Source organism: Clostridium sp. BIOML-A1 (assembly GCF_009874105.1).
Lineage (GTDB): Bacteria > Bacillota > Clostridia > Lachnospirales > Lachnospiraceae > Coprococcus.
This window is the reverse complement of record NZ_WWTL01000004.1, coordinates 306,566-331,366: the sequence shown is the minus strand read 5'-3', so window position 1 is coordinate 331,366 and position 24,801 is coordinate 306,566. Positions and strand designations below refer to the sequence as shown.

Here is a 24,801-nt window from a genome sequence, read left to right as displayed (position 1 = left end):
TATGATAAAAATTGTGTGGTCAATAAACGATATAAATAAATATCAAACAGGAAATTTGCTGGATGGTGCAGTAAAGATAGAAACACCGCAGAGTGTTGGTGAACTGATGAAAAAAGCAGTGCCAATTGCTGTAATTTTATGTGTTATCCTTTTTATTGCTATGCTTTGTAAAACGATAATATGCAAGACCGTTGTAATCTCGCCAATATTTATTCTGGTCGGATTTGCTTTCGGTTTTTTACTGTTAATAATTCATGAGTGGTTACATGGAATTGTTTATCCTAAGGAAGCAGATGTAACAATAGGCAGAATAAAAGGAAAGGCAACATTTGTTGCATTAGCATCATATCCATTGAGGCGAGATCGGTTTATATTGATGTGCCTGTTGCCATTTGTTCTTGGGTTAGTTCCATTTATATTATTTGTAATTAGTCCTGCTGAATTTAGAGTATTAAATGGATTGAATTTTGGCATGGCATGTATGGGGATGATTTCGCCATTCCCAGATGTGTTTAATGTCCTTGTCGTTCTAAGAAATTCTGAAAAAAGCGATTTAATAATGTTCTACAAGAATGATATGTATAAGATTTCTTAAATTTTTGTTTGGAAAAATGCTTAATTATTCAAGTGAAAACATATAGCAATTAATACGGGAAAGAAAAATCGGAATTTGGAGAGGTATTGTTTATGAAGATTGAATATAGAAAAGCAGATATTACGGATGCAGAATTGCTAATAGATATTTATAATTTTGCATTTTATAGTGATTATATTAAATATGGTGAATGTCCGGCGTATGGAAAGACTAAAGAGATGATGGAAAAATCTATAATAGAATATCCAAAATTTATTATTTTATATAATGGTGAACCGGTCGGTTGTGTTTCTTGTAAAAAAGTGGAAATGCGAATATATGAAGTTGGGTGTTTGTGTGTTGTCCCAGAGTTTCAAGGAAAAGGAATTGGAACGCAAGCAATTAGATTTGTAACATCACACTATAGGGATTGGGATAAAATTACCTTAGTTACACCCATAGATAAAAAGGAAAATGTAAAGTTTTATACAGAAAAATGTGGATTTAATATAGTGTCTATGGAAATGGATGGAAATGTTAAAGTAGCACGATTTGTTTTAGAAAAATGATAAGAAAGACAGCCTTGGCAGGCCGTCGTGCAGCAATTTTGTTCCATTAGAATTTTATTAACATGTTATATTGAGAAATTGATTTCGATTTAAATCGAATTAGAGGTTGTTGTTATAGTTTGCGTATGGTATTCTGAACAAAATACAACCAGAAAGGTTCAAAGAGAGTTTTATGAAGAATTATAAGGTAATTGTGCGATAGCAGTGGCTATTGCAAAAAAAATTAAATGCTATAGCCATTGCATCCTAAGGTGACAATTAGGAGGACGCATATGAGCTATGTTAATGCAGATGAAGTCTTGCCAGAAGACTTGATTAGAGAAATTCAAAAATATGTTGATGGCAAAGTTTTATATATCCCGCGCAGGAGTGAGAAAGCAATGGGCTGGGGTGAAAAGAACGGTGCCAAAAACAGGCTTGCAAAGCGAAACAAGGAGATAGTAAGTAGATTCAATTCGGGTGAAACTATCGCAGAACTTGGCAAAATGTTTTTTCTTTCAGAAAAAAGAATTCAAGGAATAATACGTGAATATGAATCCTCAAAAAATCAAGATGGAGGATTCAACAATGAATAGAGAAAACAAGCGCAAGCAATACGAAAAGGGATATTATAAGACGCATCCCTGTAACGAAACGTTTGTTTGTAAAAATTGTGGAAGAACTGTAGCTCCAGAAGGGGCAGGAAGTGACCATAGAAATCATTGCCCGAATTGTCTGTACAGTCTACATGTTGATGTTGAACCAGGAGACCGAGAGTCCGATTGCGGTGGTCATATGGAACCAGTATCAGTATGGGTAAAAATAAGGGCGAATGGGCTATTATTCACCGATGTAAGATGTGCGGAGCATTGAGTTCTAACAGAGTTGCGGCAGATGATAATCCAATGAAGCTAATGTCAATTGCAATGAAACCTATTGGCCATCCACCATTTCCGCTTGAAAGGATTGAGAAAATGACAATGCTAATGGGTGGAGAGGGATATCTTAAGTAGTTAAATTAAAACATGGGCATCTGTCATTTGGTTAACGGATGCCTTTTTGAGTTTGGAGAAAATTGCAATATAAGGAGAGAACGTGAAATGATTATAAGAAATGAAAAAACAGATGATTATAGAGTTGTAGAGGAAATGATAAAGGAGACATTTTGGAACTTGTCTGTGCCGGGATGCAATGAACATTATTTTGCCCATTTGGTTCGAAATAGTGAAGATTTTATTCCGGAATTAGATTTTGTATTAGAAGAGGATGGGAAAATAATTGGTTCTATTATTTATGTGAAGGCAAAGCTGGTTGCTATGGATGGAACAGAAAAAGAAATCTTATCTTTCGGCCCATTTACAATTCATCCCGACTATCAAAGAAAGGGCTATGGAAGAAAGCTTCTTGAACATTCATTGGAGGCAGCAAGAAAGCTGGGCTTTGACACGATAGCGATTTGGGGGAATCCAGAAAATTATGCTTGTTATGGATTTAAAAATTGTAAGCGATATAATGTGTGTATAGACAAAGATGTATACCCGGTTGCTCTTATGGTAAAAGTTCTTGACGAGGATGCTCTTGAGGGAAAAATGTGGAAATATGTTGAAAGCCCTGCACATGAGATGGATGAGAGTGGCTTTGAAGAATTTGATAGTTCTTTTGAGCAGATGGAAGAAGGCTATAAATATACACAAGAGCTGTTTTACATTTATTCAAGATCGAATGTATTACGATAGTTTGTTACAGTTAAAAAACTGGAAATTGTATGTTTGATCAATTACAGATTCTAAAAATGAATAAATCAGACATTAAGAGTAGATAACCTGGAACATGGTTATCTATTTTTAATTGCCTTTATTTTTCAAAGACAACACAAATATAACCAACAGGCAGTCTTATAACGGGACTGCCTGTTTTTTCGTGAATTTTACAAAAGAAATATACAACTCTTGCAATCTTTACGGAAGTGTGATAGCAGGCACATGCAGGCATATCTATAATAAATACAGAAATGAAGTGAGACCACCTCAAGGAGTAGGCAGGTTCGCCTCATATGTATAAGGAGCAGGCAGCCGAAAATGAAAGAGACAGAGAGAAAAGACAAAACGACAAGAAAAACGGATAAAAAAGCAGATGGGCATCTTGTTTTATTTGTGAGAAGAAACGCAGTATATATCGCGGTTTTCCTGATCGGAGCAGCCTTTCTTCTGGCGGCAGGTTCATTTGATTGGGATCGGATCAACAGCTATACAATGTACAACAACGACAGCAGGACATTCGTAAGAGGGCGGGTAGTATCTGTCGATAATGAGCGGCTGGAGACAGATCCATATGATCATTCCAGATATCTTGGGGAACAGGAGCTTACAGTTCTGATTCTGGAAGGAGATCAGAAAGGCGACAAAGTATCGATTGATAATTATTTGTCGCAGACACATAACATCTATGTAAACGCTAATCAGAAAATAATCGTATGTGCAGATATGCCGGAGGGAGTAGCTCCCTACTACACAGTATTCAATTATGACAGGTGCCTGCCACTTGGCATCCTTGTGGTGGTATTTGCCGCGGTAATGTTGTTTGTGGGAAAAGGAAAAGGCTTACGGGCATTAGCCGGTGTCGTTTTTACACTTCTTCTGGTAGTACTGTTTATGGTTCAGGCGATCTACCACGGATTTCCTCCTGTAATTGTCTCAATCCTGACCATATTAACAGGAACAGCAGTCAGCCTGTTGTTGTTAAATGGCTGCAGCAGACGGACGGCTGTATCCGCACTTGCTACTGTACTTGGAGTTGCAGTAACAGGAATTATTTTTTACATAAGTTCAAAAACCTTACATCTTACAGGATTTAACAGTGACAATGCGGAAGAACTTCTGGTCATTCAGGGAGCGACAGGACTTTCGGTTCGATCACTTCTGATCGCAGGCGTTCTGGTATCTTCCCTTGGAGCCGTTATGGATGTGGCAGTTTCCCTTACGGCAGCGCTTATGGAACTGGTCGCTGTAGATCCTTCGGTAACCGCTCGACAGGTTATGAAGTCGGGATTTAATATCGGAAAAGATATGATCGGAACCATGAGCAATACGCTGATCCTTGCATTTGCGGGAACGGCACTCAATACGATGCTGGTATTAACCGCCTATGGAGTGAGCCGGACACAGTTCATATCATCGGACTACCTGGCGATCGAGCTTGCACAGGGATTGTGTGCAACGATCGGAGTGATCCTTACCGTACCGATAACGACAGGAATCTGCGCAGCAATGCGCATTTCACATAGATAAAATGAAAAGATGAAAAGAGGAAAATGAATGAAAAAACACAGACGTAAGACAACAGGAAGACTTTCTGCACTTTTGTCATTATTGTTGGTAGCAACGATGGCACAGCCCCTTTTTCAGACAAGGGCAGCAGAGAATGATGTAACAATGGATGGAAATGTAACATGGAGTTATCTGGATGATGGAAGCGACCCGGCAGGCGACAGCATAGCAGCAGGCTATGACCGGACAAGCTGGACCAAGGATGACTATGACATATCTGCATGGAAGACAGCGACAGGTCCTTTTGGAGCAAAGAAAGGAAAAATCAATGATCTGGGTGGCGGATGTACACCAAAGACATTATTAACACAGTACAAGGCAGATGGAACAACCGATATTGAAGCGTTTTTCTTCCGTACGGATGTAACGATACCGGATGCTTCTAAGGTAACGAAGATATCAGGAAGTGTGATCTATGATGATGCAGCAACCGTATATGTAAATGGTGTGAAGATTGCAGGCTTTGATGATGACAGCATAACAGGCAATCTTCAGTATGGCGGTTCCAATGCCGGCGATCCAAAGACTGGAACGATCAGTACCAGTGATCCGGCAGCACTTGCGGCAGTGAAGGATGGAAAAAATGTTATAGCAGTAGAGCTTCATCAGGGACGCTCATCCAGCTCGGATATTTATTTTGATATGCCGACTCTTACATTTGAGACGACAGTATCCGTACCGGTATATACACAGAAGAATATCTCATGGACGGTTGGTAAGGATGCGTCTGAGATCAATGTAACCTGGTATGCAGATGTTGATGGAACAGGCACACTTCTGGTTGCTAAGAATTCAGAAGTCAGTGGGAACGAGATGCCGGCAGATGCAAAGAGCTTCACGGCAAATGAAACTGCATCCAACAAATCCGGTTACTACAACTATCAGACGACAGCAACCGGACTGTCAGCTGATACGACATATGCTTATCAGTTGGTAAATGGAGAGACAAAGTCAGAGATCCGTTCCTTTACAACCGGTGGAACAGGCGCATTCTCATTTGCAGCAGCAGGTGATCCACAGATCGGTGCAAGCGGAAGTTCTGTAAACGATACAGACGGATGGGAGAAGACGCTAAAGCTGATTTCCGGCAACAGTGCATTTGACGGTGTGGACTTCCTGTTATCAGCAGGTGATCAGGTAAATACAGCATCAAATGAAGATCAGTACGACGGATATCTGGAGCATGATACTTTACTTGATCTTCCAACCGCAACAGTGGTAGGTAACCATGATTCCGGTTCTGCGGCGTACGATCAGCATTTTAACAATCCGAATGAAAGCAGCTATGGAACGACTGCAGCAGGCGGAGACTATTATTTCGTATACAATCATGTACTGTTCCTTGCACTGAACAGTAACAATACATCGACAGCCGAGCATAAGGCATTTATGGAACAGGCAATGCAGGCAACTGCAGGTCAGGATATTACATGGAAGGTGGTTGTATTCCATCACTCCATTTATTCCGTAGCAAGCCATTCTTTGGAGAGCGGCATATTGACAAGACGAGAGGAACTGGTTCCGGTATTCAAGGATCTTGATATCGATGTGGTTCTTATGGGACATGACCATGTATATTGCAGAACCTACATGATGGATGGACTTGATCCGATGACAGATGCATCGATCTATAATGATGCCGATTATTCATCGATCACAAATCCAACAGGAATCTTATATGTGACATTAAACTCTGCATCTGGTTCCAAGTTCTACACGATCAAGAATGCAAGCTTCCCATATTCCAGAGTGATGAATCAGGAAAATGTTCCAAACATTTCAAGAGTAGATGTGTCAGACAGCCAGTTTAAGGTAACAACATATAGAACCAGTGATATGAGCGTGGTTGATTCATTTGCAATCAATAAGAAGCATGTACATAATATGAAGGCAGTATCTGCCGGAGAAGCCACCTGTCTGGATGAAGGAAATATCGCATACTGGTACTGCGATGAATGCGGCAAATATTTCCGTGATGCAGACGGTGAACAGGAAATCACACTTCTTGATACAGTAGTTGCGGCAAAGGGTCATCAGTATGGCGCATGGCAGGTTGTAACAGCAGCCACAACATCTGCTACAGGAATAAAGAAGCATGAATGTACTGTTTGTGGAAAGGTAGAGACAGCCGCTATACCGGTTATACAGGAGACGACAACGGAGAATGTGACGACTGAAGAAGAAACGACAGAAAAAGTTACGACCGAGGATGCTACAACCGAGACAACTCAGAAAGCAACCACGGAGGATACAGATTCAGACAGTGATGAAGATACCACCGAGGAACATACCGGTGAGATGGAAGATACAGAATCAACAATATCTTCAGAGACTACTAAAGATACAGGTACAACCGAAGATAAGACCGGTAAAGATTCTAAGCTCGTAAAAACAGGTGATACAACCCCGATCGTTTATGTAGCAGTTCTTGCAAGCTGCGCATGCTTTGTTGGAGCTGGCTGTGTGTTCGCAAAGAGCAGAAAGAATAAACAGTAAGTGTCAGTCATACAGAAAAATATAAGAATCCCGTTTGGTGTATGCCGGGCGGGATTCTTGTGGTATAATAAACATAAAATTACTTGCTTGCATATTTTGAGAGGGAGGTATGTATGATGTGTTATACAATTGAAGAAATCAAAGATAAAACAATACCAATTGCAAAAAAACATGGCATATCTCGTATGTGTTTGTTTGGTTCTTATGCAAGAGAAGAAGCAAATGATGACAGTGATGTAGATCTTTATGTGGATAAGGGAAAGATGACGAGTTTAATAAAGTACATGGCGTTCGTGTATGATTTAGAAGATGAATTACAGTGTCATGTTGATGTCGTTACGACGGGTATAAAAGACAAGATATTTTTAGACAATATTCAAAATGAGGGGGTGGTTCTTTATGAAGAATAATGATGTAGAGATTCTTAAGAAAATAATTGGATATTGCGATGATATTGAACTGCTGAAAGAACAGATTAATAAAATCATTTAATATTGTAAGAATGAATCAAATAAAATATGGGAAAAGACTGTTGTTTGAATAATTCAAACAGCAGTTTTTTTGATTTTAAAATAGTCGAAAAAATGATAAAAATATCGTTTTTATTATATTTCTATAAATAAAAAAATATTATTATATTTATAAATTAAACAAGGACGTAACTATATAAATGAGATAAAACAAACGGATAAAATCAGGAAAAGGAGTATGATGGATATGAAGAATCAGGTAGTATTGGATTGGAATCAGTATGTAGCACTTGCAAAACAGACAGTAGCAGAAGGTTGTGTTCTGCTTGAGAATAAAGATCAGGCACTTCCGCTTGTAAAAGATGAGAAGGTGGCAGTATTTGGAAGAATCCAGAACCACTATTATAAAAGCGGAACCGGTTCAGGAGGAATGGTAAATGTATCAAAGGTCTATGGAATCGTAGATGGTCTTCGTGAGAGTGGTCAGGTCATCCTGGATGAGGAGCTGATCAGGATCTATCAGGACTGGGAAAAGACACATCCATTTAATGAAGGCGAAGGCTGGGGAAATGAACCGTGGTGTCAGGAAGAAATGGAGCTGACCGATGAGGTTGTGGAAGCAGCCGGCAAGCGATCAGAGACAGCTATCGTGATCATCGGACGTACAGCAGGCGAGGATAAGGATGCAAGTGATACCAAGGGCTCTTATCAGCTTACAGATGTGGAAGAAGATCTGCTCACAAAAGTAAGAAAGAACTTTGATAAGATGATAGTTTTATTAAATGTCGGCGGCCTGCTCGATATGAGTTTTACAGACCGTTACCAGCCGGAAGCCGTTATGTATGTATGGCAGGGCGGCATGGTCGGCGGACTTGGAACGGCAGATGTATTAACAGGAGCTGTTTCACCATCCGGTCATCTGACAGACACGATCGCATATAAAGTTGTTGATTATCCTTCTACACCATATTTTGGTGATCCGGATAAGAATTATTACAGTGAAGATATCTATGTCGGATATCGTTATTTTGAGACTTTCGCAAAGGACAGCGTCAGATATCCGTTTGGATATGGTCTGTCCTACACAACATTTGAAAAGGCAGTCGTTGTATTTGCAAATGAGCCGGAGAAACAGCAGTTTACACTTCATGTAACTGTTTCAAATGTCGGTTTAAAGAAAGGAAAAGATGTTGTTCAGGTCTATGTGGAAGCTCCGCAGGGTAAGCTTGGAAAAGCAGATAAGGTTCTTGTCGGATTTGCAAAGACGAAGGAGCTTGCACCGGGTGAATCAGAAGAACTGGATATTACCGTTCCATACAGCCGCTTTGCTTCCTATGACGACTCCGGTATTACAGGACATGCTTATGCATTTGTATTAGAAGCAGGCACATATCATGTATTTGCCGGCGAAAATGTCAGAAGTGCAGAATGTGCAGGCGCGTTTGAGCTTGCAGATGATCTTGTGATCGAACAGCTTTGCTCTGCACTTGCTCCGGTAGAAGCATTTGACAGAATGAAGGCAGCAGAGACAGAGAACGGATATCAGGTCATGATGGAAGCAGCACCACAGCATGCATCAAACGAGAAGCAGAGAAGACAGGATCATCTTCCACAGGAGATCCGTCAGACGATGGGTACTCATACATTATCCGATGTGGCAGATGGTTCGATCGGAATGGATAAATTTATTTCAGAATTGACAGACGATGACCTTACTTGTATCATTCGAGGAGAAGGCATGGGAAGTTCACTTGTAACACCGGGAACGGCAGCAGCATTTGGCGGTGTATCCAAGTCACTGATCAACCGTCATGGAATCCCTTCGGTATGTTGCAGTGATGGACCGTCCGGTATGCGGTTAGACTGTGGCGTGAAAGCATTCAGTCTGCCAAACGGAACGATCATCGGATGTACATTTAATACAGAGCTTGTAAAAGAGCTTTACACCTGTACCGGTTATGAGATGATCTCACAGAGGGTTGACTGTTTACTGGGACCCGGTATGAATATTCACCGTCATCCGTTAAATGGAAGAAACTTTGAATATTTCTCGGAAGACCCATATGTGACAGGATGCTTTGCCGGTGCGGTGTTAGAAGGTCTGCATGCAGCAGGTGTAACAGGGGCAGCGAAGCATTTCTGTGCAAATAATCAGGAGATGAGACGACATTTTGCAGATCCTGTTGTATCAGAACGTGCACTTCGGGAGATCTATCTGAAAGGCTTTGAGATGATCGTAAAAAGTGGTGTCTGCGATGCGATTATGACGACATACGGACCGGTAAACGGAGTATGGACAGCCGGAAATTATGATCTCTGTACGACAATCCTCAGAGAAGAATGGGGATTTAAAGGTATCGTCATGACTGACTGGTGGGCATCCATCAATGAGCGTGGACAGGAGCCGGATAAGATTAATTTTGCGGCAATGGCACGTGCGCAGAATGATATCTATATGGTATGTCCGGATGGATCAACAAATGCCAGCGGAGACAATACAGTCGCAGCACTCGTAGATGGACGGCTGAAGCGCGCGGAGCTTCAGAGAAATGCAGCGAACATCTGTGGCTTTGTACTTGATACAGAAGCAATGCGCAGAGCAATGGGCTGCCCGACAGAGGTATCGATCATCAATCGTCCGGCGGAACCGGATGATGTTGATCTGTCAGAGGTTGAATTTGTCAGATTAGATGGCGACTATGAATTACGACTTGATACCAAGGAGTCGAAAGCCGGTGTAAATTATGTACTTCCGTTTGATGTACAAAAAAAAGGAATTTATGAGATCGAACTGATCGGAAGTTCCGATCTCTCAGAACTTGCCCAAATGCCATGTACGTTGTATTATACCAATATACCGAGCCTCAGTTTCACATTCCATGGAACAAATGGGGAAGACATGGTTATCAAAAAAGAATTTGATCTGCATACCAGATTTTCAGTTATGCGTCTGAATGTCGGTAAAAATGGTCTTCATTTAAAACAGATCAGATTCAGATATTTAAGGGAGGGCAAAATTTGGAATTAAATATTTTACTGAAGATAGCAATTATCTTTCTGTTTTTTACAGTCGTTGATATATGCGGACATTTCATCTTTAAGACAAAGAGAAATGTCCCAGAATGGCTGCTCACGATAGGGGTAGTTCTGGCTTTTGCCGGGACTACCTTTCTTGGCGTCCGGGCATATTTTACGGACGCAGATACAAATGATCAGAATATCTATATGGCGTATTGTTATATGAAAGAGGGCAATATCGATCAGGCGGCAATCCTTCTTGACGACATTGCAGGTTCTTTTGAAGAAAAAGAACTGCTCAGTGTGGCATGTGATGTCATGAACGGAGATTATATTAATGGCCATTTTAAACTTCAGGAGTTATCAGAACAAAACGGGATCAGTAAGGCAGGAAAGGCATATCTGACGGCTCTTGATGACTATTGCTCCGGGAAACTAGGAATGATCTCCGGAGGAGAAAAGGCATATACAGATTATGAATCTTATCTGTCTGATCTGGAAAAAGAAGATGGCGTGCAGGAGACTGCATGGAGTGGGGAGTCAGATGACACGGGTAATGCATCAAATGAAACACTGACAGATTCACTGACTGCCTATATCGAAGATCTTGATTTTACCAGAAAAGAACAGCGGGAGTTTGAAGAAGCGTATGAGCTTGACAATAAGATCCATGGCGTGGCAGTTGCTGATCTTACAGAGGATGATATCAGGGATCTGAAGCATACATATGGTGAGACAGAAGAAGTACTCCGGCGGGAGATCGGTTATTATGTATATCAGAATGATTTTGATAAGGCAAAGGATATAGCCTCCGAGCTGAACAAGAATTTTAAAAGCCCGGAGAATACGGTTATATATACGGATGTAATTGTCGAAGAAGTATATCGAAATACCAGAGATCAGAACTATACGGAAGACTCATTCGATATGAAGGATGATGAGATCAAGAGCCTGGTGAAGAAGGCGGAGCGCGCGAAAGAGAAGGCACAGAAGCTGATAGATGATGAAGGTTATGACGGAGCACATGCAGATGAGATAAATGAATTGCTGGAGGAAGCGGATTCCTATTATAAGGATGCAAGTTATGTACCGATCAAGCGTGCAGTTAATTATGTTCTTGTACAGGAGCCATATCGTGGAGACGATACGGGATTTTACGAACTGCAGTTGTCCAAATTGTATCTTGCAATGGATGACAGAGATACGGCAAACGAGCATCTGCATAATGTCATTGATAACAGTGCTAAGATCAGTGATTCATCATTATTAAAAGATGCAATTGATGAAGTTGTGACACAGTACAATCAGATCTCCGATGACAGTTATAATGCTGAGCTGAATGCTGCCGTTAACGATATGGTAGATAAACAGAGCAGTCAGGTTGTTCCTGTATCGGAAGAAACCATAAATGGTTCATTTAATTCGTACGTTGCAACCACATTAAAATACGATAGGATCAACATTCATATCAGCCGTATCGATACTTCGGCATATCCATCCATTCAGGCATACATTAATATCAATGGAACAAAGGACTCCAAAGAAGAACTGGCAGATCAGTTTACAAAGGAAGATTTTACGGTGATCGATACGCAGTATGAGATCACGGATTTTACACTGAACAGCGGGGCAGAGAGTGAAGCTGTCAGTATCGGTATCGTAATGGATAAGAGCGGCAGCATGGAAGGTGCGGCGATCGCAAACGCAAAGCAGGCCGCAACAGAAGCGGTAGAGCATATAACCTCAGAGAAAATGATGATTGTTTCATATGATAATGAGGCATATCTGGAGCAATCGTTGACATCCAGAAGCGGAACGCTGAAGAACTCTATAGCAGCTATTTCAGATGGTGGTGGAACCAACATATCTGCCGGTCTAAATCTTGCACTTGATAATCTGGAAGCGGAAAAAGGCAGCAGAGCAGTTATCCTGATGTCTGACGGACAGGACGGAGGTTCGGAAGAAGATATGCAGGCTGCAACTGACCGAGCAGCAAAACTTGGAATCAGTGTATATACGGTTGGATTTGGCGAATGTGATGACGCATATATGCAGGCAATCGCAGAAGTAACCGGTGGTAAATTCGTAAAGGCATCTGCATCTACGGAGCTATCGGATATCTATCTGTATCTTCAGAAATATATCGTAAATAATTACAGCATATCATATACGGTAACAAAGAATCCGGATGTAGATCCTAGATTCCTTACTGTTGATATCGCAGAATATAATGCAACAGCGACAAAGAATTATTATTTGAAAGAAGAGAATAAACCGGAGGATTCAGATGATGCAGGATTTATCCGGAAGGTAGATGAGAATACACTCGGAGTATCTTCGGTAACGCCGGGAAATGTATCTGTAAAGGATGTGCAGAATGGTATCACCCTGACTGTAAATGGCGGCGGATTTTCTGATGTTGCAAGTGTGACAGTTGGCAATCTGGCATTAACCGATATACAGGTAACAGATAAAACGAACCTTACAGGAAAGTTAAATGGTGAACTGACTGCCGGTATCTATGATGTCAAAGTAAAGACAACTGATGGTCGTCTGGTTGTAGGAAAATCTCTGTTTAAGGTATTCAAGACAGGCACAACAACTTTGATAAGACTTGGTGATATGACGATCACGGCAGACGCTATCGGTCAGACAGCGGATGATCGCCTGGCGGCCAGTGGAAATGTCATGATCAACGGATTTGTTCACAGCTCAGGTGATATGGAGATCATTGTGGACGACATGGATCCGGATCTTTCCCTTGTGGCAAATAAGACGATCAAGGTCGGCGATTCCGGTAAGGTTCAGGGATATGAAAAACTCTATATCAGCTATGCAGATATGGAACAGACAAATGGAAGCTTCGCCAGCCTGGTTATGGGAAATAAAGATTATGTGATCGGTAAAAATGGATATTATGTAACGGTCAGCGGATCTGATATATCATTTGATCAGACGATTGCCAGTCTGAATCTTTCCGTGCCGTTTATCATGGATATTGATGTTGCAAAGGTAAATCTGCACAGTAACCGGTTACAGGTGGATATCTCATCATTCCGGCTGGATGAAATTATTGGTTCAACAAAGAAATCACTTCAACATAAGACCGGAGCGAATAAAAAAGAGTCTACTACGAAACGGAGCAGCTTAAAGCAGTTTGGAGCAAAAGAATTCTTTGGTGGATTGGATGGCGCTTTATCAATGGCGATCACACCGAATGGTATTCAGTTTGGTGGCGAGGTGACATTCTCCACAGATGATAAGATTAGTTTTGGAACTTTTGGAATCAATGAATTATCACTAAAATTAAATTCTCTGGATCCTGATCACGAATATTGGAAGATCAGTGGAAAGATCGATCTGGCAACATCCATACCGGGATTTTTTGACAGCCGGATTGCCGGATTTGATGGTTCGTTTTCTTCTTATTACTGGCTGCCGGATAAAGTTACGATCGGAGCAGCATTAGATCCGGGAATAACGGTTTATAAAGTCATTGACATCAATCAGGTTGGCGGAGAATTGCAGGGCATGAGTACGATCGCTTTAGATCTGTATGAATCGGTGATCCCGGAGAAAACATATAATATTATCGGTACCGGTCTTGATAATACTTTATATGATAAGCAGGACATTATACTTGCAGGAACTGCGGGTGCAGATATCAACCTGTTTGCTTCGTTTAACGGCAATAATGCGTTGATGAAGAAGTTCAAGTCATGGGGTGAGATCGGTGAAGCAAATGGTAAGGTAGAGATTAATTTCAGTGATCCTGAATTTGTAATCTCGGCTGATCTGTCACTGCTTGGATCAGAAAAGGCGAAGGCAGCAGCAAAGATAAATAAAGATGGTCTGGATGTATCTGCTTCTGTAGAACTTGGAATCTCAGGATTTGGCTGTGAGGTAAAGGGAAAAGCAGATGCTAATCTTGGTGGTAATCTGACCGGTGGATATATCAAGCTTGGTGTAAATGGTAACGTGGATATGGCACCTGCTAATGTACATGCAAAGGGAGCTTCGAAGCTTGCTGTTGACTGGGATTGGGACTTTAATAAAGCCAAGGTAACATTAAATTACAGTGGAAATAACGGCAAAGAGAAAGAAGCATCCATCTGGTACGAAGATAATGGAGAACTCTTCCTGTGGGATAAAGTTCATGCATCATCCAACTAAGGGGGTAACAGAAGCATATGAAAAGAGAGATAAGCATAATAAGAAAAATATGTATATGGCTGTTAATGATGATTGCCGTGGTCGGCTGTCTGGTACTTCCGGTTCATGCAGCAGAGACAGAGGTAACGATCGATCTGGGTCGTGAATATACAGAAGCGGTCTTCTATGTAACATGGGAAAACTATGAACAGACAGGAACCGTAAAGCTGACATCACCATCCGGTAAGGTCTACAGTAAGGACAAAACGCCGGATCAGGTATATGAGTCAAATGGTGAAGCAATCGTTAATGTAGGAAAAGGAGAAGAAGGAACCTGGACGGTTGTGGTGAGCGGCGACAATATTGGAACTGTAGATGTAACAGTCGGTGAACTTCCGAATTCTTTAGTGATCAGCAAATTTGCAGTAACACAGAATACAGATGGAAGCGTTACAGCAGATTATAAGATCATGGACAGTCCGGACGAGATCTATGTAGAAATATTCGCCGATACAGATTCTGAGGGATTTGACGGAACCTGTGTTTACAGTGAATATATGGATAAGAAGGGAACTGCTTCCTTTGATCTGGACAGCCTTTCAAGTGGTGAATATCATTTTTATATCCGTGTATCTGTGGATGGAATCTATCAGCGGGCGTACAGTGATGGATTTGTCAGTTATCAGAATCCAAATGATTCACAGAAGGTAGATGGCGTAAAAGGCGGAACCTATAACGATGGTTATTATATTTCATGGAATGCAGCAGAGGATGAAGCTTATACAGTCCTTGTCTGGGATGAGAACCATAACCTGATAAAGGAAGAAGATGTTGGAACAGCAGAAGCGTTTTATGGAGATTTTTCAGAAGATGCTTCTAAAGTATATCTGGCAGTTGTGAGAACAAATGAGAGCTGTATGTATGATCTGATCACTGCAGATCCGGCAGTAAAAGTATCGGCAGATGTAGCCTTTGATACGGATTCGGATATGACAAAAAACAGTTTCATAAATGCAACGGTGACATTAGATACTAACAGCACATTTGATGCATATCTGGGAGAACAGAAAATTCTGGAGGGAGAAAAAGAATCCGGCATGTATCGTGTGAATCTGGAAGATGGTGATAACACAGTTTCATTTGTAGTAACAGATGGAACAGGAAATGCAGCCGAATTTTCAAAAGATATCTATGTAGATACGATTCCACCGCAATTATCTGTATCCGAAGACATAAACGGAAAAGTAGTAACGGAAGGCAGCATCTATCTGAATGGATATACGGAAGCCGGTGCAGTTCTTACATTAAACGGAGAACCTGTTGAACTGACACAGAACTATTTTAACAAGAAGATAACGCTGTCAGGCGGTGAGAATACGATAACATTAATTGCCGAAGATGCTGTGGGAAATCAGTCGGTATATTCAGCGACAGTCACCTATGAATCAGGAAAAACAGTGAAGCGGATATTTGAATATATCGCACTTGGCGGCTTGTTTCTCGTATTGTTGATCCTTTATATCATTGTATTCGTAAAGGGCAGGAAAAGGAGGAAGCAGTCATGATCGTATATACTATTATTCAGATCCTTCTTACACTTGCAGGTGCGGGTGTGATCGGTTACAGCATCTATCTGACAATACAGGTATCAGGAGATAAACTGCTGACGCTTGACAGTGAGCTTGGCTACCGTTATGCTACATCCTATCATCGGTGGCAGTTATATGCCGGGATTGCGATCGTTTCCCTGCTTATCTTATGGATCGTATATATTCTGATCGTTCGGGCATACAGGGTAAAACACAGAGAAGAACGTCTGGCGAAGAAAGCCGAGAAGAAAAATGAGAAGAAGATTGCCAGAGAACAGAAGAAGCAGAAAAAAACTACATCAGAAAATCAGCAGTCGGAAAGCGGAGAATATATACAGCTTGTAAATGCTCAGAACATGCAGCAACCATATACACAAGGCTATTATCCGAATGCGCAAAACTATTACCCGGATGGCTATACGGCAAATGAGCAAAACTATTACCCGGATGGCTATGTGGGAAATGCGCAAAGCTATTACCCAAATGGCTACGAAACGGATGAGCAGGGCTATTATCCGAGCGGTTACGAAGCAAATACGCAAGGTTATTATCCGAATGGCTACGAGGCAAATGGGCAGGACTATTATTCGAATGGCTATAATGCGGATGAACAGGGCTATGCATCAAATTCCTATGACGTAAATACAAAGATATATGATCAGAAGGCTAATAGTCAAGATATATCATCAGATAAAGCAGATTCTCAAGAGATGAAACAGGAATGGAATGGGAAAGAGTTGTAACCAAGAATGTATTACCAAATGCAGTCGTAGTCAGCAACCTGGCCAGAGTCCTGCGGATAGTAAATAAAGAAGAAAAATAGAAAAGCGATTGTTCATATCGTAAATTAAAAAGAAAGAGACAGTACTATTATGAAGCAAGCCTGTCCGAATGTCGGTGCTTATTGAACTGCTGAAAGCAGTGAGCTTAGAACCGTTACATGATAACTGAGACCTTAGCGAGGCTTTGCCGAGCTTAGTTCAAAGTTATACAGAGTAGGATAGAACGAAAGTGTCTTGCGTAATAATAGGTACTGTCTCTTTCTTTTTGCTTTATTATCTAGCCTATCTCGCCATGCTTTTCATAGCTGGTGATACGGGAGATGGAATTGTCTTCATTTACAAAGACCACCGTTGGTCGGTATTCTTTGGCTTCTTCAGGTGTCATAGAAGCATAACACATCAGAATGATATGGTCGCCTACCTGAACCTGTCTGGCAGCGGCACCATTTAAACACATAACACCGGATCCCGGTTCTCCGGCAATCGTGTATGTCTCAAAACGATTTCCATTTTCAATATCAACAATCTGCACCATTTCATATTCAAGAATTCCTGCTTCCTTCAAAAGCTCAGAGTCTACCGTGATACTGCCGACATAATTCAGTTCAGCCTGTGTAACAACTGCTCTGTGGATCTTACTTTTTAACATGGTAATATTCATTGGAATGACACCTCTTTATTCTTTCTCATCGCACATACTATAACATAAAAAGAAAAAATGCAATATAGAAATACAAGAAATTGTAGAAAAAGGATGCAAAAAGGATGCAACTATATTGCATAAAATATGTAGTGGTCATGTACATTTAATATGTCGGGAAAAATGAAAAGAAAGCTTAAGAAAGTTTAATAAAAAAATAGACCCGTATTAATGAACAAAATCGATGGTTTGTGTTAATATTTTTACAGCGCTGAAAAAATATATTAATTTTGTTTGTTAGAATGCAGGATCACAGCAGGAGGTAATTATTTTGAAAAAAATAAGAAAAGACACAGCAGGTATTAAGAAAACACAGGTAAACAGAAAGCTGCATTATAAAAAGATGGCAGCACTTGCCGTAGCAGGAGTTCTGGTTGCAGGAAGTACACTTACAGGCTGTGGAAAGAAGAATATAGATTACAGTGTAGATGGTGGATCAGGAAATGGAGGAAGCGCAGACAGTGGAAGTCTTCAGGATAAATACGGAATTCCGGAATCCTGTGATATGACACTTGAGACAGGCGACAGTGGCTTGAGCAAGCTTGCGATCGAAGCAGATGAGGTATCAGTTCCAAGTACAATGGATCTTCCAATCGTATATGCAAAGAAAAAAGAAATTTCAAATGATGCAAAAAAGCAACTTGTAGAATCGCTTGTTGAAAAAGATAAAGGTATCTATGCATTTGATTATGATAATATGACAAAAGCAGATATTCAGGAACAGATCGATCAGTACGAAAAGGAGAAGAAGAATTCTGCAGCGAATGGAGATACTTCCGGCTCAACCTGGTATGATTCCATGATCGATGGTTTAAAAGATCAGCTTCAGAAGGCTCCGGATGAATATCCGGCAGCTGATGATTATTCCGGTACTGAATTTCTGGGAGAAATCGGTGGTAGAAAATTCCTAGTTAATGTAGATGATCAGGGAGGGGCAAGCGGTTCCATGGGTCTGAAAGATCAACTGATCACTTACCGTCCAAAGGATGGTGCCAGCGGTGTATATTTTTCCACACCGGATACCGGTGATGATCTGACGGATGTTGATATGTCATCCACAAATGTATGTACATTCTCAAAAGATGAAGCACAGTCGATCGCAGATGAATTTGTAAATAAGATCGGTATGGCAGATGTAACACTGAATAAGGCACAGGATCTTTACTGGTATTATTATGGAGCAGATGGTAATACAGATTCAGTAGAGGTCGATGGATATGTATTTTCCTATACAAGATCGATCAATAATCAGCCGACAGCATCTGCCGAAGTATGGAATGTTGATAATCTTATGCAGGATGATGCCTCTGTAAGTATTCCATCAGAAAAGTGTGAAGTATACGTTGACTCAAATGGTGTTATATCTGCAAACTGGGTAAATTATTTTGAGATTACAGATAAGACGGAGAGTAAGGATCTGTTATCATTTGATGAGCTTCTAAAGAAAGCAAATACAAATATTGCGGAGTATTATACAACTTATCCAACCAGATATAAGAAGGTTGAATTCAATGACATGAAGCTTGCTTATTATCTGGAAAAGACTGATGAAGACGGAGTATTCAAATATGTGCCGGCATGGATATTGACCCAGTACGAAGATATGGCAGATGAATCAAATAATGCAGACTATCCGGATCAGATGGTGGTTTTAGATGCTGTCGACGGATCAGTGATCGACCTTCTGGAACTGTCTAAGTCGCTTGGAACATATCAGAATTATGATACTGATACGATTGCAAGAGATGTCTCCGATGAAGGCGATTCATCGATAACCTCTGTCGGAGATACAGATTCATCAGAGGATACAACAGATGCTTCTTCCGATACAACCGATGACACAACCGGTGACACAGCTGAAAAGTAATGAAATGACTCGGTAAATACATTTATAAATTAATCATTTACTGGATATGATCCAGAAGCTATAATAATGAGAGAAGAAAAAGAGGAGGTTCTTATATGCAGAACAAAAAAAACAATAAAGTGGGATTTCGTACATATCGTAAGAAAATGGCAGCTATGCTCTTGGTCGGTATGCTGGCAGTCAGCACAGCAGCAACCGGATGCGGAAAGAAAGATGTGGATTATGATGTAGACGGAAATGGAGGATCTGGAAGTGGAAGCAACGCAGACAGCGGAAGTCTTCAGGGTAAATATGGTATTCCTGAGAGCTGTGATACACAGATCGCAACAGGTGATTCCGGTATTCAGAAGATTGCCATTGATGCAGAAGAGGTGATCGTACCGGATACAGGAGATCTGTATGTTGCACCTTGCAAGAAGAAAACCACGACAAATGATGATAAGAAGCAGACAGTGGAGGCTGTATTTGATAAAGATAAGGGTATCTATGAGTATGATTATGAGAAACGTACCAAATCAGATATTCAGGAAGAAATCGACATGTATGAGAATGAAAAGAAGAAAAATAGTTCTGATACAGATATGGTATCATACTATGATACATGGATTGAGGATCTGAAGACGGAAATGCAGACTGCACCGGATGAATATCCGGCAGCCGGCGATTATTCAGGTGATGCATTTATCGGATCGATCGGAGATCAGAAGTTTACGATTTCAACACCGGATGAAGATAATGGTTCTACCGGATATTCATTATATTTTACCGGAGATACCTTAACCTATCGTCCAAAGGATGGGGCAAACGGCTGCTATTCCACAACTCTTGATGATTATATGCAGTATGAAAGTGACGATGCAGGCTCTGTAGATGCAAACATGAATAAGTGCACATTCTCAGAAGATGAAGCCAGACAGATGGCAGATGATTTTCTGGCAAAGGTTGGATGCACAGATGCATCATTAAAGAAGACATCAGCACTTTGCTGGGTTTATTATGATAATGATGGCAATAATTTAGAAACTGAAGTAGATGGTTATACATTTATATATTCAAGGGCGATCAACAATCAGCCAACTGCTACTGTAAATGCATGGAATGTTGAAAATCTTCAGCAGGATAATGCTTCTATTGATATTCCGACGGAAGAATGTTCGGTTAGTATAGATTCTAACGGTATTAATGGAGCAAACTGGTGCGAATATCTGGAGGCAGACGGAGAACCACAGGCAGCAGAGATTCTCTCCTATAAAGACCTGCTTGCAAAGCTGGATGAAACGGTTCCTGAGTATTACAGCAAATATCCATCTAATTATAAGAAGATTGAGTTTAACGGAATGGAACTTACATACTACCTGAAAAAAGGCGAGAAAGATGGTGAGTTCGATTATGTACCTGCATGGATTCTGTCCCAGTATGATGAATATCAGGATTATTCAGAAAAAGACAATCCTACACAGATGGTAGTCATAGATGCAAGAGACGGATCAGTGATCGATCTTCTGGAACTGTCCAAGTCACTTGGCACATATTATACATATGATGACACACCGACAGAAGACGGAGAAGATATCGATGATACTGATGATACTTCCTCCGAGGATAACAGTACAGAAGATACTTCCGCTGAGGACAATAGTGCAGAAGATACTTCTGAAGAATAAAACTATAAATTAAAACTGTAGATTAAAAAGGCACGTCCATCGCCTTCTCTATATAATTAACATCGACATTTGTGTAGTTTCGTTATGAGACTTGCACTAGCTGTCAGCACCAAGCCCATGTTTGAACCCGTCAGGGTGAGTTTGGGCGACTGCTGACAAATCAGTAAGTCCTACTAAACTCAGACTGCACCTTTGGTTTGTCTTCGCTAAGGGGACTTACATGGTACGCACTAAACTCAGGCATCGTCGTTGACTCGCCTTCGATAAGTGCTCCACACAAGCGTGCAAGTCGAATAGAAACGCAACAAGTCGTGTAATTATATAGAGAAGGCGATGGGTGTGCCTTTTTGATTATTCAGGAAATGTACAGATATGATGCAAAAATGATTGCATAGTGTGTTTTAATTAGAAAGTCGTAAGATGCCACGGATGGCACGGTGATCGATCTGCTTGAATTATCAAAGGCGGCAGGAAGCTTTTATAGTGGGGAATAAAATGGATGAAATGAAGGAGTGAAAGGCTATGAAAAACAAAAGATTTAAAAGAGAGACAGCATGGCTGGTGGTTGGTACGCTGATGGTATCAACGATGCTTGCCGGCTGTGGCAAGAAAAATGTAGATTATGATATCGATGGCAGCAACGGAAATAAGGACAGTGGAAGCCTTCAGGATAAATATGATATTCCGCAGTCATATGATGGAAGTATTGCGGTCGGAGATTCAGGGCTTAATGATATCACCGTGAAGGTCAGTGACATTTCAGTACCGGACACAGCCATAATGTATACAGAGAAATTATCCAGGAATGATACAGGACAGGAAGGGCGGAAAAAGGCAGCCGAAGCTATATTTGATAAGAGCAAGGGAATCTATGCTTACGATGAGGATAATATGACAAAGGCAGATATAGAAGCTCAGATTGATTCCTGGGAGGCATATAAGAAGAATCTGGGAACGGATGCAGACCATATCAAGGAGGCAAATGATGCGATCGCAGAGCTTCAGGATAAACTGGAGAAAGCACCGGATACTTATCCTGCGGCAGGTGATTATTCTGCACTTCGTTATCTGGGAACGATTGGAGATCATAAGTTTATTTTTACACCGCCAAATGATGAAGATACAGATTACAGTCTTGAATTAAAAGAGGATATAATATCGTACCGGTCACCGGATGAACCGATGGATTCGATAAGGAGTGGACAGTATATAGAATTAAACAGAAGCGTAGAAAATGGTAATGCAGGAGCAGAAGAAGCACAGAAGGCGGTAAATGAATGTAAGTATTCAGAACAGGAGGCACTTGAAATAGCAGAAGCTTTTCTAAAGAATGTCGGATGTAATGATATGTCTCTTAGTTCGACATCGGCGCTTGCATGGGATTATAATGATTTTTACAGTACGGTAGAGATAAATGTCGATGGATATTATTTTACATTCAACCATATGATAAAGGATCAGTCGATCGGAGAGGGACTATATGCGTGGAATGTTGATAATTTTACACAGATACATGCTGAAGTAACCATTCCTACGGATTCCTGCACGATCGTAGTCGATGATAATGGTGTCATCGGAGCGGATTGGACAAATAATCTTTCTTCTGAGGAAGAACCGGAAGCGGCAGAGATGCTCTCGTTTAAAGAATTGATGAAACGTGCAGATTCTTCAATCCCTGAATATTATGCCAAATACAGTACACAGTATAAAACGATTGAATATAACCGCCTGCAGCTTTGCTATTGCCTGAGACAGGGCGAGCAGGAGGGAGAATTTGAATATGTACCGGCATGGATATTTACACAGGTTGAAGAATATACAGACGATAATGGAAATGTTGAGGATGAATCAAATCCGAATCAGATGGTGGTGCTTGATGCGACAGATGGTTCCGTTATTGATATCGTGGAAGTATCAAAGGCACTTGGTACATATCGAACTATGAATGTAGAATCAGAATAGCAAATAATAAACAGTATCAGAATAATTTTATCTGAAATAAGAGGGAAAACGGGAAATTCTATGACAGGAAAGGATGAAGATCAATATCAATATGAAAAAATCAGGTATGAAACAAAGAAAGGGAATGGTGTTGTTATTTGCAGGCACATTAATGTTTACAGCCATAACTTCCGGCTGTGGGAAGAAGGATATCGATTATGATTCCGTGCAGCAGGAGGAAACGACACAGACAGGGCTGGATGCAAATGGCGACAGTGGAACGGTTTCTGCCGGTTATGATATACCGGAATCCTGTCATCAGACGATAGATCCGGCAGACAGTGAGCTGGAATCTATCGAGATTGCAGCAGACCGGATTCAGACATTTGATACGTCAGGTACGATCCGTGAATATGTGAAAAAGAGAAAACGGACACCGGAATATAAAGAAAAGGTGGTAAATGCAGTATTTGACCGTGACATTCAGCTGAGTGGCGAGAAAGCAAAGACAAAAGATGATATACAAAAAGAACTGGATGCGGCAAAACAGGAATACGAGGACGCAAAAGCAAGAAAAGAAAACGGAGAAGCGATCTTTGAGGAGCAGTATACAGATGAGATAAAGAGACTGGAAAAGATGATAGATGCAGCATCGAAGGATGGAGTAGCAGCTGTTGATTATTCCGCTGATCTGTATAAGGGTATCCGTAATGATATAGAATTCGAGCTTGGTTTTCCATGTGCAGAATATCCGATGGCACATTTTAAGATGACACAGAGTTTGATACAGTATCGTCCGCAGGATGGAGCATCCGAAGTAGATATGATCCAGCTTCCGATGATGTCTGTAGAAGAATATAAGGAGCAGTCGGCGGCCATGGAAACGGGAACCAAATCATCACAAGGAAACGGACAGGGCGGAACGACAGAGGAAGAAACGGAAGCTATGGTGCATGATAATAAATGTATCTATTCAGTCGATGAAGCAAAGACGATTGCTGATGATTTCCTTTTGGATCTGGGAATCAGTGATGTTCAGGTTAAAGGTGTCAGTGATCTGATGTGGGCGTATTATGATGACAGCGGCAATCCTGCCGGTGCAAATGAATGGGATGGTTATATTTTCCTGTATGGACGGGCAGCGGGTACACAGCCGGTTGCTGATTATGCATATTACGATACTGATTATCTGTCAGGGGAAGATGGTGATATAGAACTTGATCTTCCGCATGAATCTTACACGTTATATGTAGATGGAAATGGTGTTATCAATGCCGGCTGGAAAGATTATCTGGAACCGACAGGACAGGCAGAACCAGTCACGTTACTTTCATTTGACGAAATGATACAGAAGGCAGAGAAAGCGATACCTGAATTCTATAAGAAATATAAGACCGGCTACAGAGAAGTTATATTTGATCATCTGGAGCTTGGTTACTGCCTGAGACAGACGGAGGATCAGGATACATACTGTTTTGTGCCTGCATGGATATTCAGCAGGCAGGAGGCAGCAGATAATGATCATGATGATCCATATATATCACAGCTGGTAATTTTGGATGCTGTAACGGGTGAGCTCATAGATCCTGTGCCACTGTCTGAGAGCCTGAATATTGCGGCAGATGAAGACTGGGGCTTTACAGCTGAGAATTAAATTTTACTTGATATTCACCC

18 protein-coding genes are annotated in these 24,801 nt (G+C 41.0%); 17 read left to right on the top strand and 1 reads right to left on the bottom strand.

Annotated features, from left to right (window positions below):
• The first annotated feature begins 1 nt into the window (after position 1).
• The 13 genes from GT641_RS05220 to GT641_RS05165 all read left to right on the top strand — a co-directional run bounded on the left by GT641_RS05220 (position 2) and on the right by GT641_RS05165 (position 16,916).
• On the top strand, positions 2-595 hold the full coding sequence (locus GT641_RS05220) for a DUF3267 domain-containing protein (RefSeq protein ID WP_008401980.1): 594 nt from the start codon (positions 2-4) through the stop codon (positions 593-595).
• Positions 596-687: 92 nt separating this feature from the next.
• Positions 688-1,143, top strand: coding sequence for a GNAT family N-acetyltransferase (locus GT641_RS05215; RefSeq protein WP_119962370.1), 456 nt, complete (start codon positions 688-690; stop codon positions 1,141-1,143).
• A gap of 272 nt (positions 1,144-1,415) precedes the next feature.
• Positions 1,416-1,718 (top strand): CD3324 family protein, encoded by a 303-nt coding sequence (locus GT641_RS05210; protein ID WP_008401977.1) that lies wholly within the window; start codon positions 1,416-1,418, stop codon positions 1,716-1,718.
• Positions 1,675-1,995: an RNHCP domain-containing protein gene (locus tag GT641_RS13350; RefSeq protein ID WP_342413217.1), complete on the top strand. Its 321-nt coding sequence runs from the start codon at positions 1,675-1,677 to the stop codon at positions 1,993-1,995. The genes GT641_RS05210 and GT641_RS13350 overlap by 44 nt, the downstream gene beginning before the upstream one ends.
• Complete coding sequence (locus GT641_RS13345; RefSeq protein WP_347475226.1) at positions 1,905-2,135, top strand: RNHCP domain-containing protein; 231 nt, start codon at positions 1,905-1,907, stop codon at positions 2,133-2,135. Before GT641_RS13350 ends, GT641_RS13345 begins: the two co-directional genes overlap by 91 nt.
• Before the next feature lie 87 nt (positions 2,136-2,222).
• Complete coding sequence (locus GT641_RS05200; protein ID WP_165852988.1) at positions 2,223-2,858, top strand: N-acetyltransferase; 636 nt, start codon at positions 2,223-2,225, stop codon at positions 2,856-2,858.
• A 342-nt stretch (positions 2,859-3,200) separates the two neighbouring features.
• Positions 3,201-4,409, top strand: a complete 1,209-nt coding sequence (locus GT641_RS05195) for a YibE/F family protein (protein WP_161116982.1) — start codon at positions 3,201-3,203, stop codon at positions 4,407-4,409.
• Between the two features lie 27 nt (positions 4,410-4,436).
• Positions 4,437-6,944: an FN3 domain-containing metallophosphoesterase family protein gene (locus GT641_RS05190; protein ID WP_008401970.1), complete on the top strand. Its 2,508-nt coding sequence runs from the start codon at positions 4,437-4,439 to the stop codon at positions 6,942-6,944.
• 113 nt (positions 6,945-7,057) lie between these two features.
• Positions 7,058-7,354 (top strand): nucleotidyltransferase domain-containing protein, encoded by a 297-nt coding sequence (locus tag GT641_RS05185; protein ID WP_161116981.1) that lies wholly within the window; start codon positions 7,058-7,060, stop codon positions 7,352-7,354.
• 307 nt (positions 7,355-7,661) lie between these two features.
• On the top strand, positions 7,662-10,442 hold the full coding sequence (locus tag GT641_RS05180; RefSeq protein ID WP_347562846.1) for a glycoside hydrolase family 3 C-terminal domain-containing protein: 2,781 nt from the start codon (positions 7,662-7,664) through the stop codon (positions 10,440-10,442).
• Complete coding sequence (locus GT641_RS05175) at positions 10,433-14,605, top strand: VWA domain-containing protein (RefSeq protein ID WP_161116979.1); 4,173 nt, start codon at positions 10,433-10,435, stop codon at positions 14,603-14,605. The genes GT641_RS05180 and GT641_RS05175 overlap by 10 nt, the downstream gene beginning before the upstream one ends.
• 17 nt (positions 14,606-14,622) lie before the next feature.
• Entirely contained in the window at positions 14,623-16,149 is a 1,527-nt protein-coding gene (locus GT641_RS05170; protein ID WP_161116978.1) for a hypothetical protein, read from the top strand.
• Positions 16,146-16,916 carry a hypothetical protein gene (locus GT641_RS05165; RefSeq protein ID WP_161116977.1) on the top strand — a complete coding sequence of 257 codons (771 nt, stop codon included), beginning with the start codon at positions 16,146-16,148 and terminating at the stop codon, positions 16,914-16,916. The genes GT641_RS05170 and GT641_RS05165 overlap by 4 nt, the downstream gene beginning before the upstream one ends.
• A 316-nt stretch (positions 16,917-17,232) precedes the next feature.
• Here GT641_RS05165 and panD read toward each other — a convergent pair whose 3' ends face one another.
• Complete coding sequence (panD, locus tag GT641_RS05160; protein ID WP_117785827.1) at positions 17,233-17,616, bottom strand: aspartate 1-decarboxylase; 384 nt, start codon at positions 17,614-17,616, stop codon at positions 17,233-17,235.
• A gap of 310 nt (positions 17,617-17,926) precedes the next feature.
• On the opposite strand from panD, the gene GT641_RS05155 reads away from it, so the two are divergent.
• From GT641_RS05155 to GT641_RS05140, 4 genes are all read left to right on the top strand, one after another.
• Positions 17,927-19,522: a DUF6034 family protein gene (locus tag GT641_RS05155; RefSeq protein WP_161116976.1), complete on the top strand. Its 1,596-nt coding sequence runs from the start codon at positions 17,927-17,929 to the stop codon at positions 19,520-19,522.
• 95 nt (positions 19,523-19,617) lie between these two features.
• The gene (locus tag GT641_RS05150) at positions 19,618-21,186 is read left to right on the top strand and encodes a DUF6034 family protein (protein WP_161116975.1); all 1,569 of its coding nucleotides are present in this window, start codon (positions 19,618-19,620) and stop codon (positions 21,184-21,186) included.
• 522 nt (positions 21,187-21,708) lie between these two features.
• Positions 21,709-23,148 (top strand): hypothetical protein, encoded by a 1,440-nt coding sequence (locus GT641_RS05145; protein WP_161116974.1) that lies wholly within the window; start codon positions 21,709-21,711, stop codon positions 23,146-23,148.
• A 106-nt stretch (positions 23,149-23,254) separates the two neighbouring features.
• Positions 23,255-24,781 carry a hypothetical protein gene (locus tag GT641_RS05140; protein ID WP_161116973.1) on the top strand — a complete coding sequence of 509 codons (1,527 nt, stop codon included), beginning with the start codon at positions 23,255-23,257 and terminating at the stop codon, positions 24,779-24,781.
• Positions 24,782-24,801 lie beyond the last annotated feature (20 nt).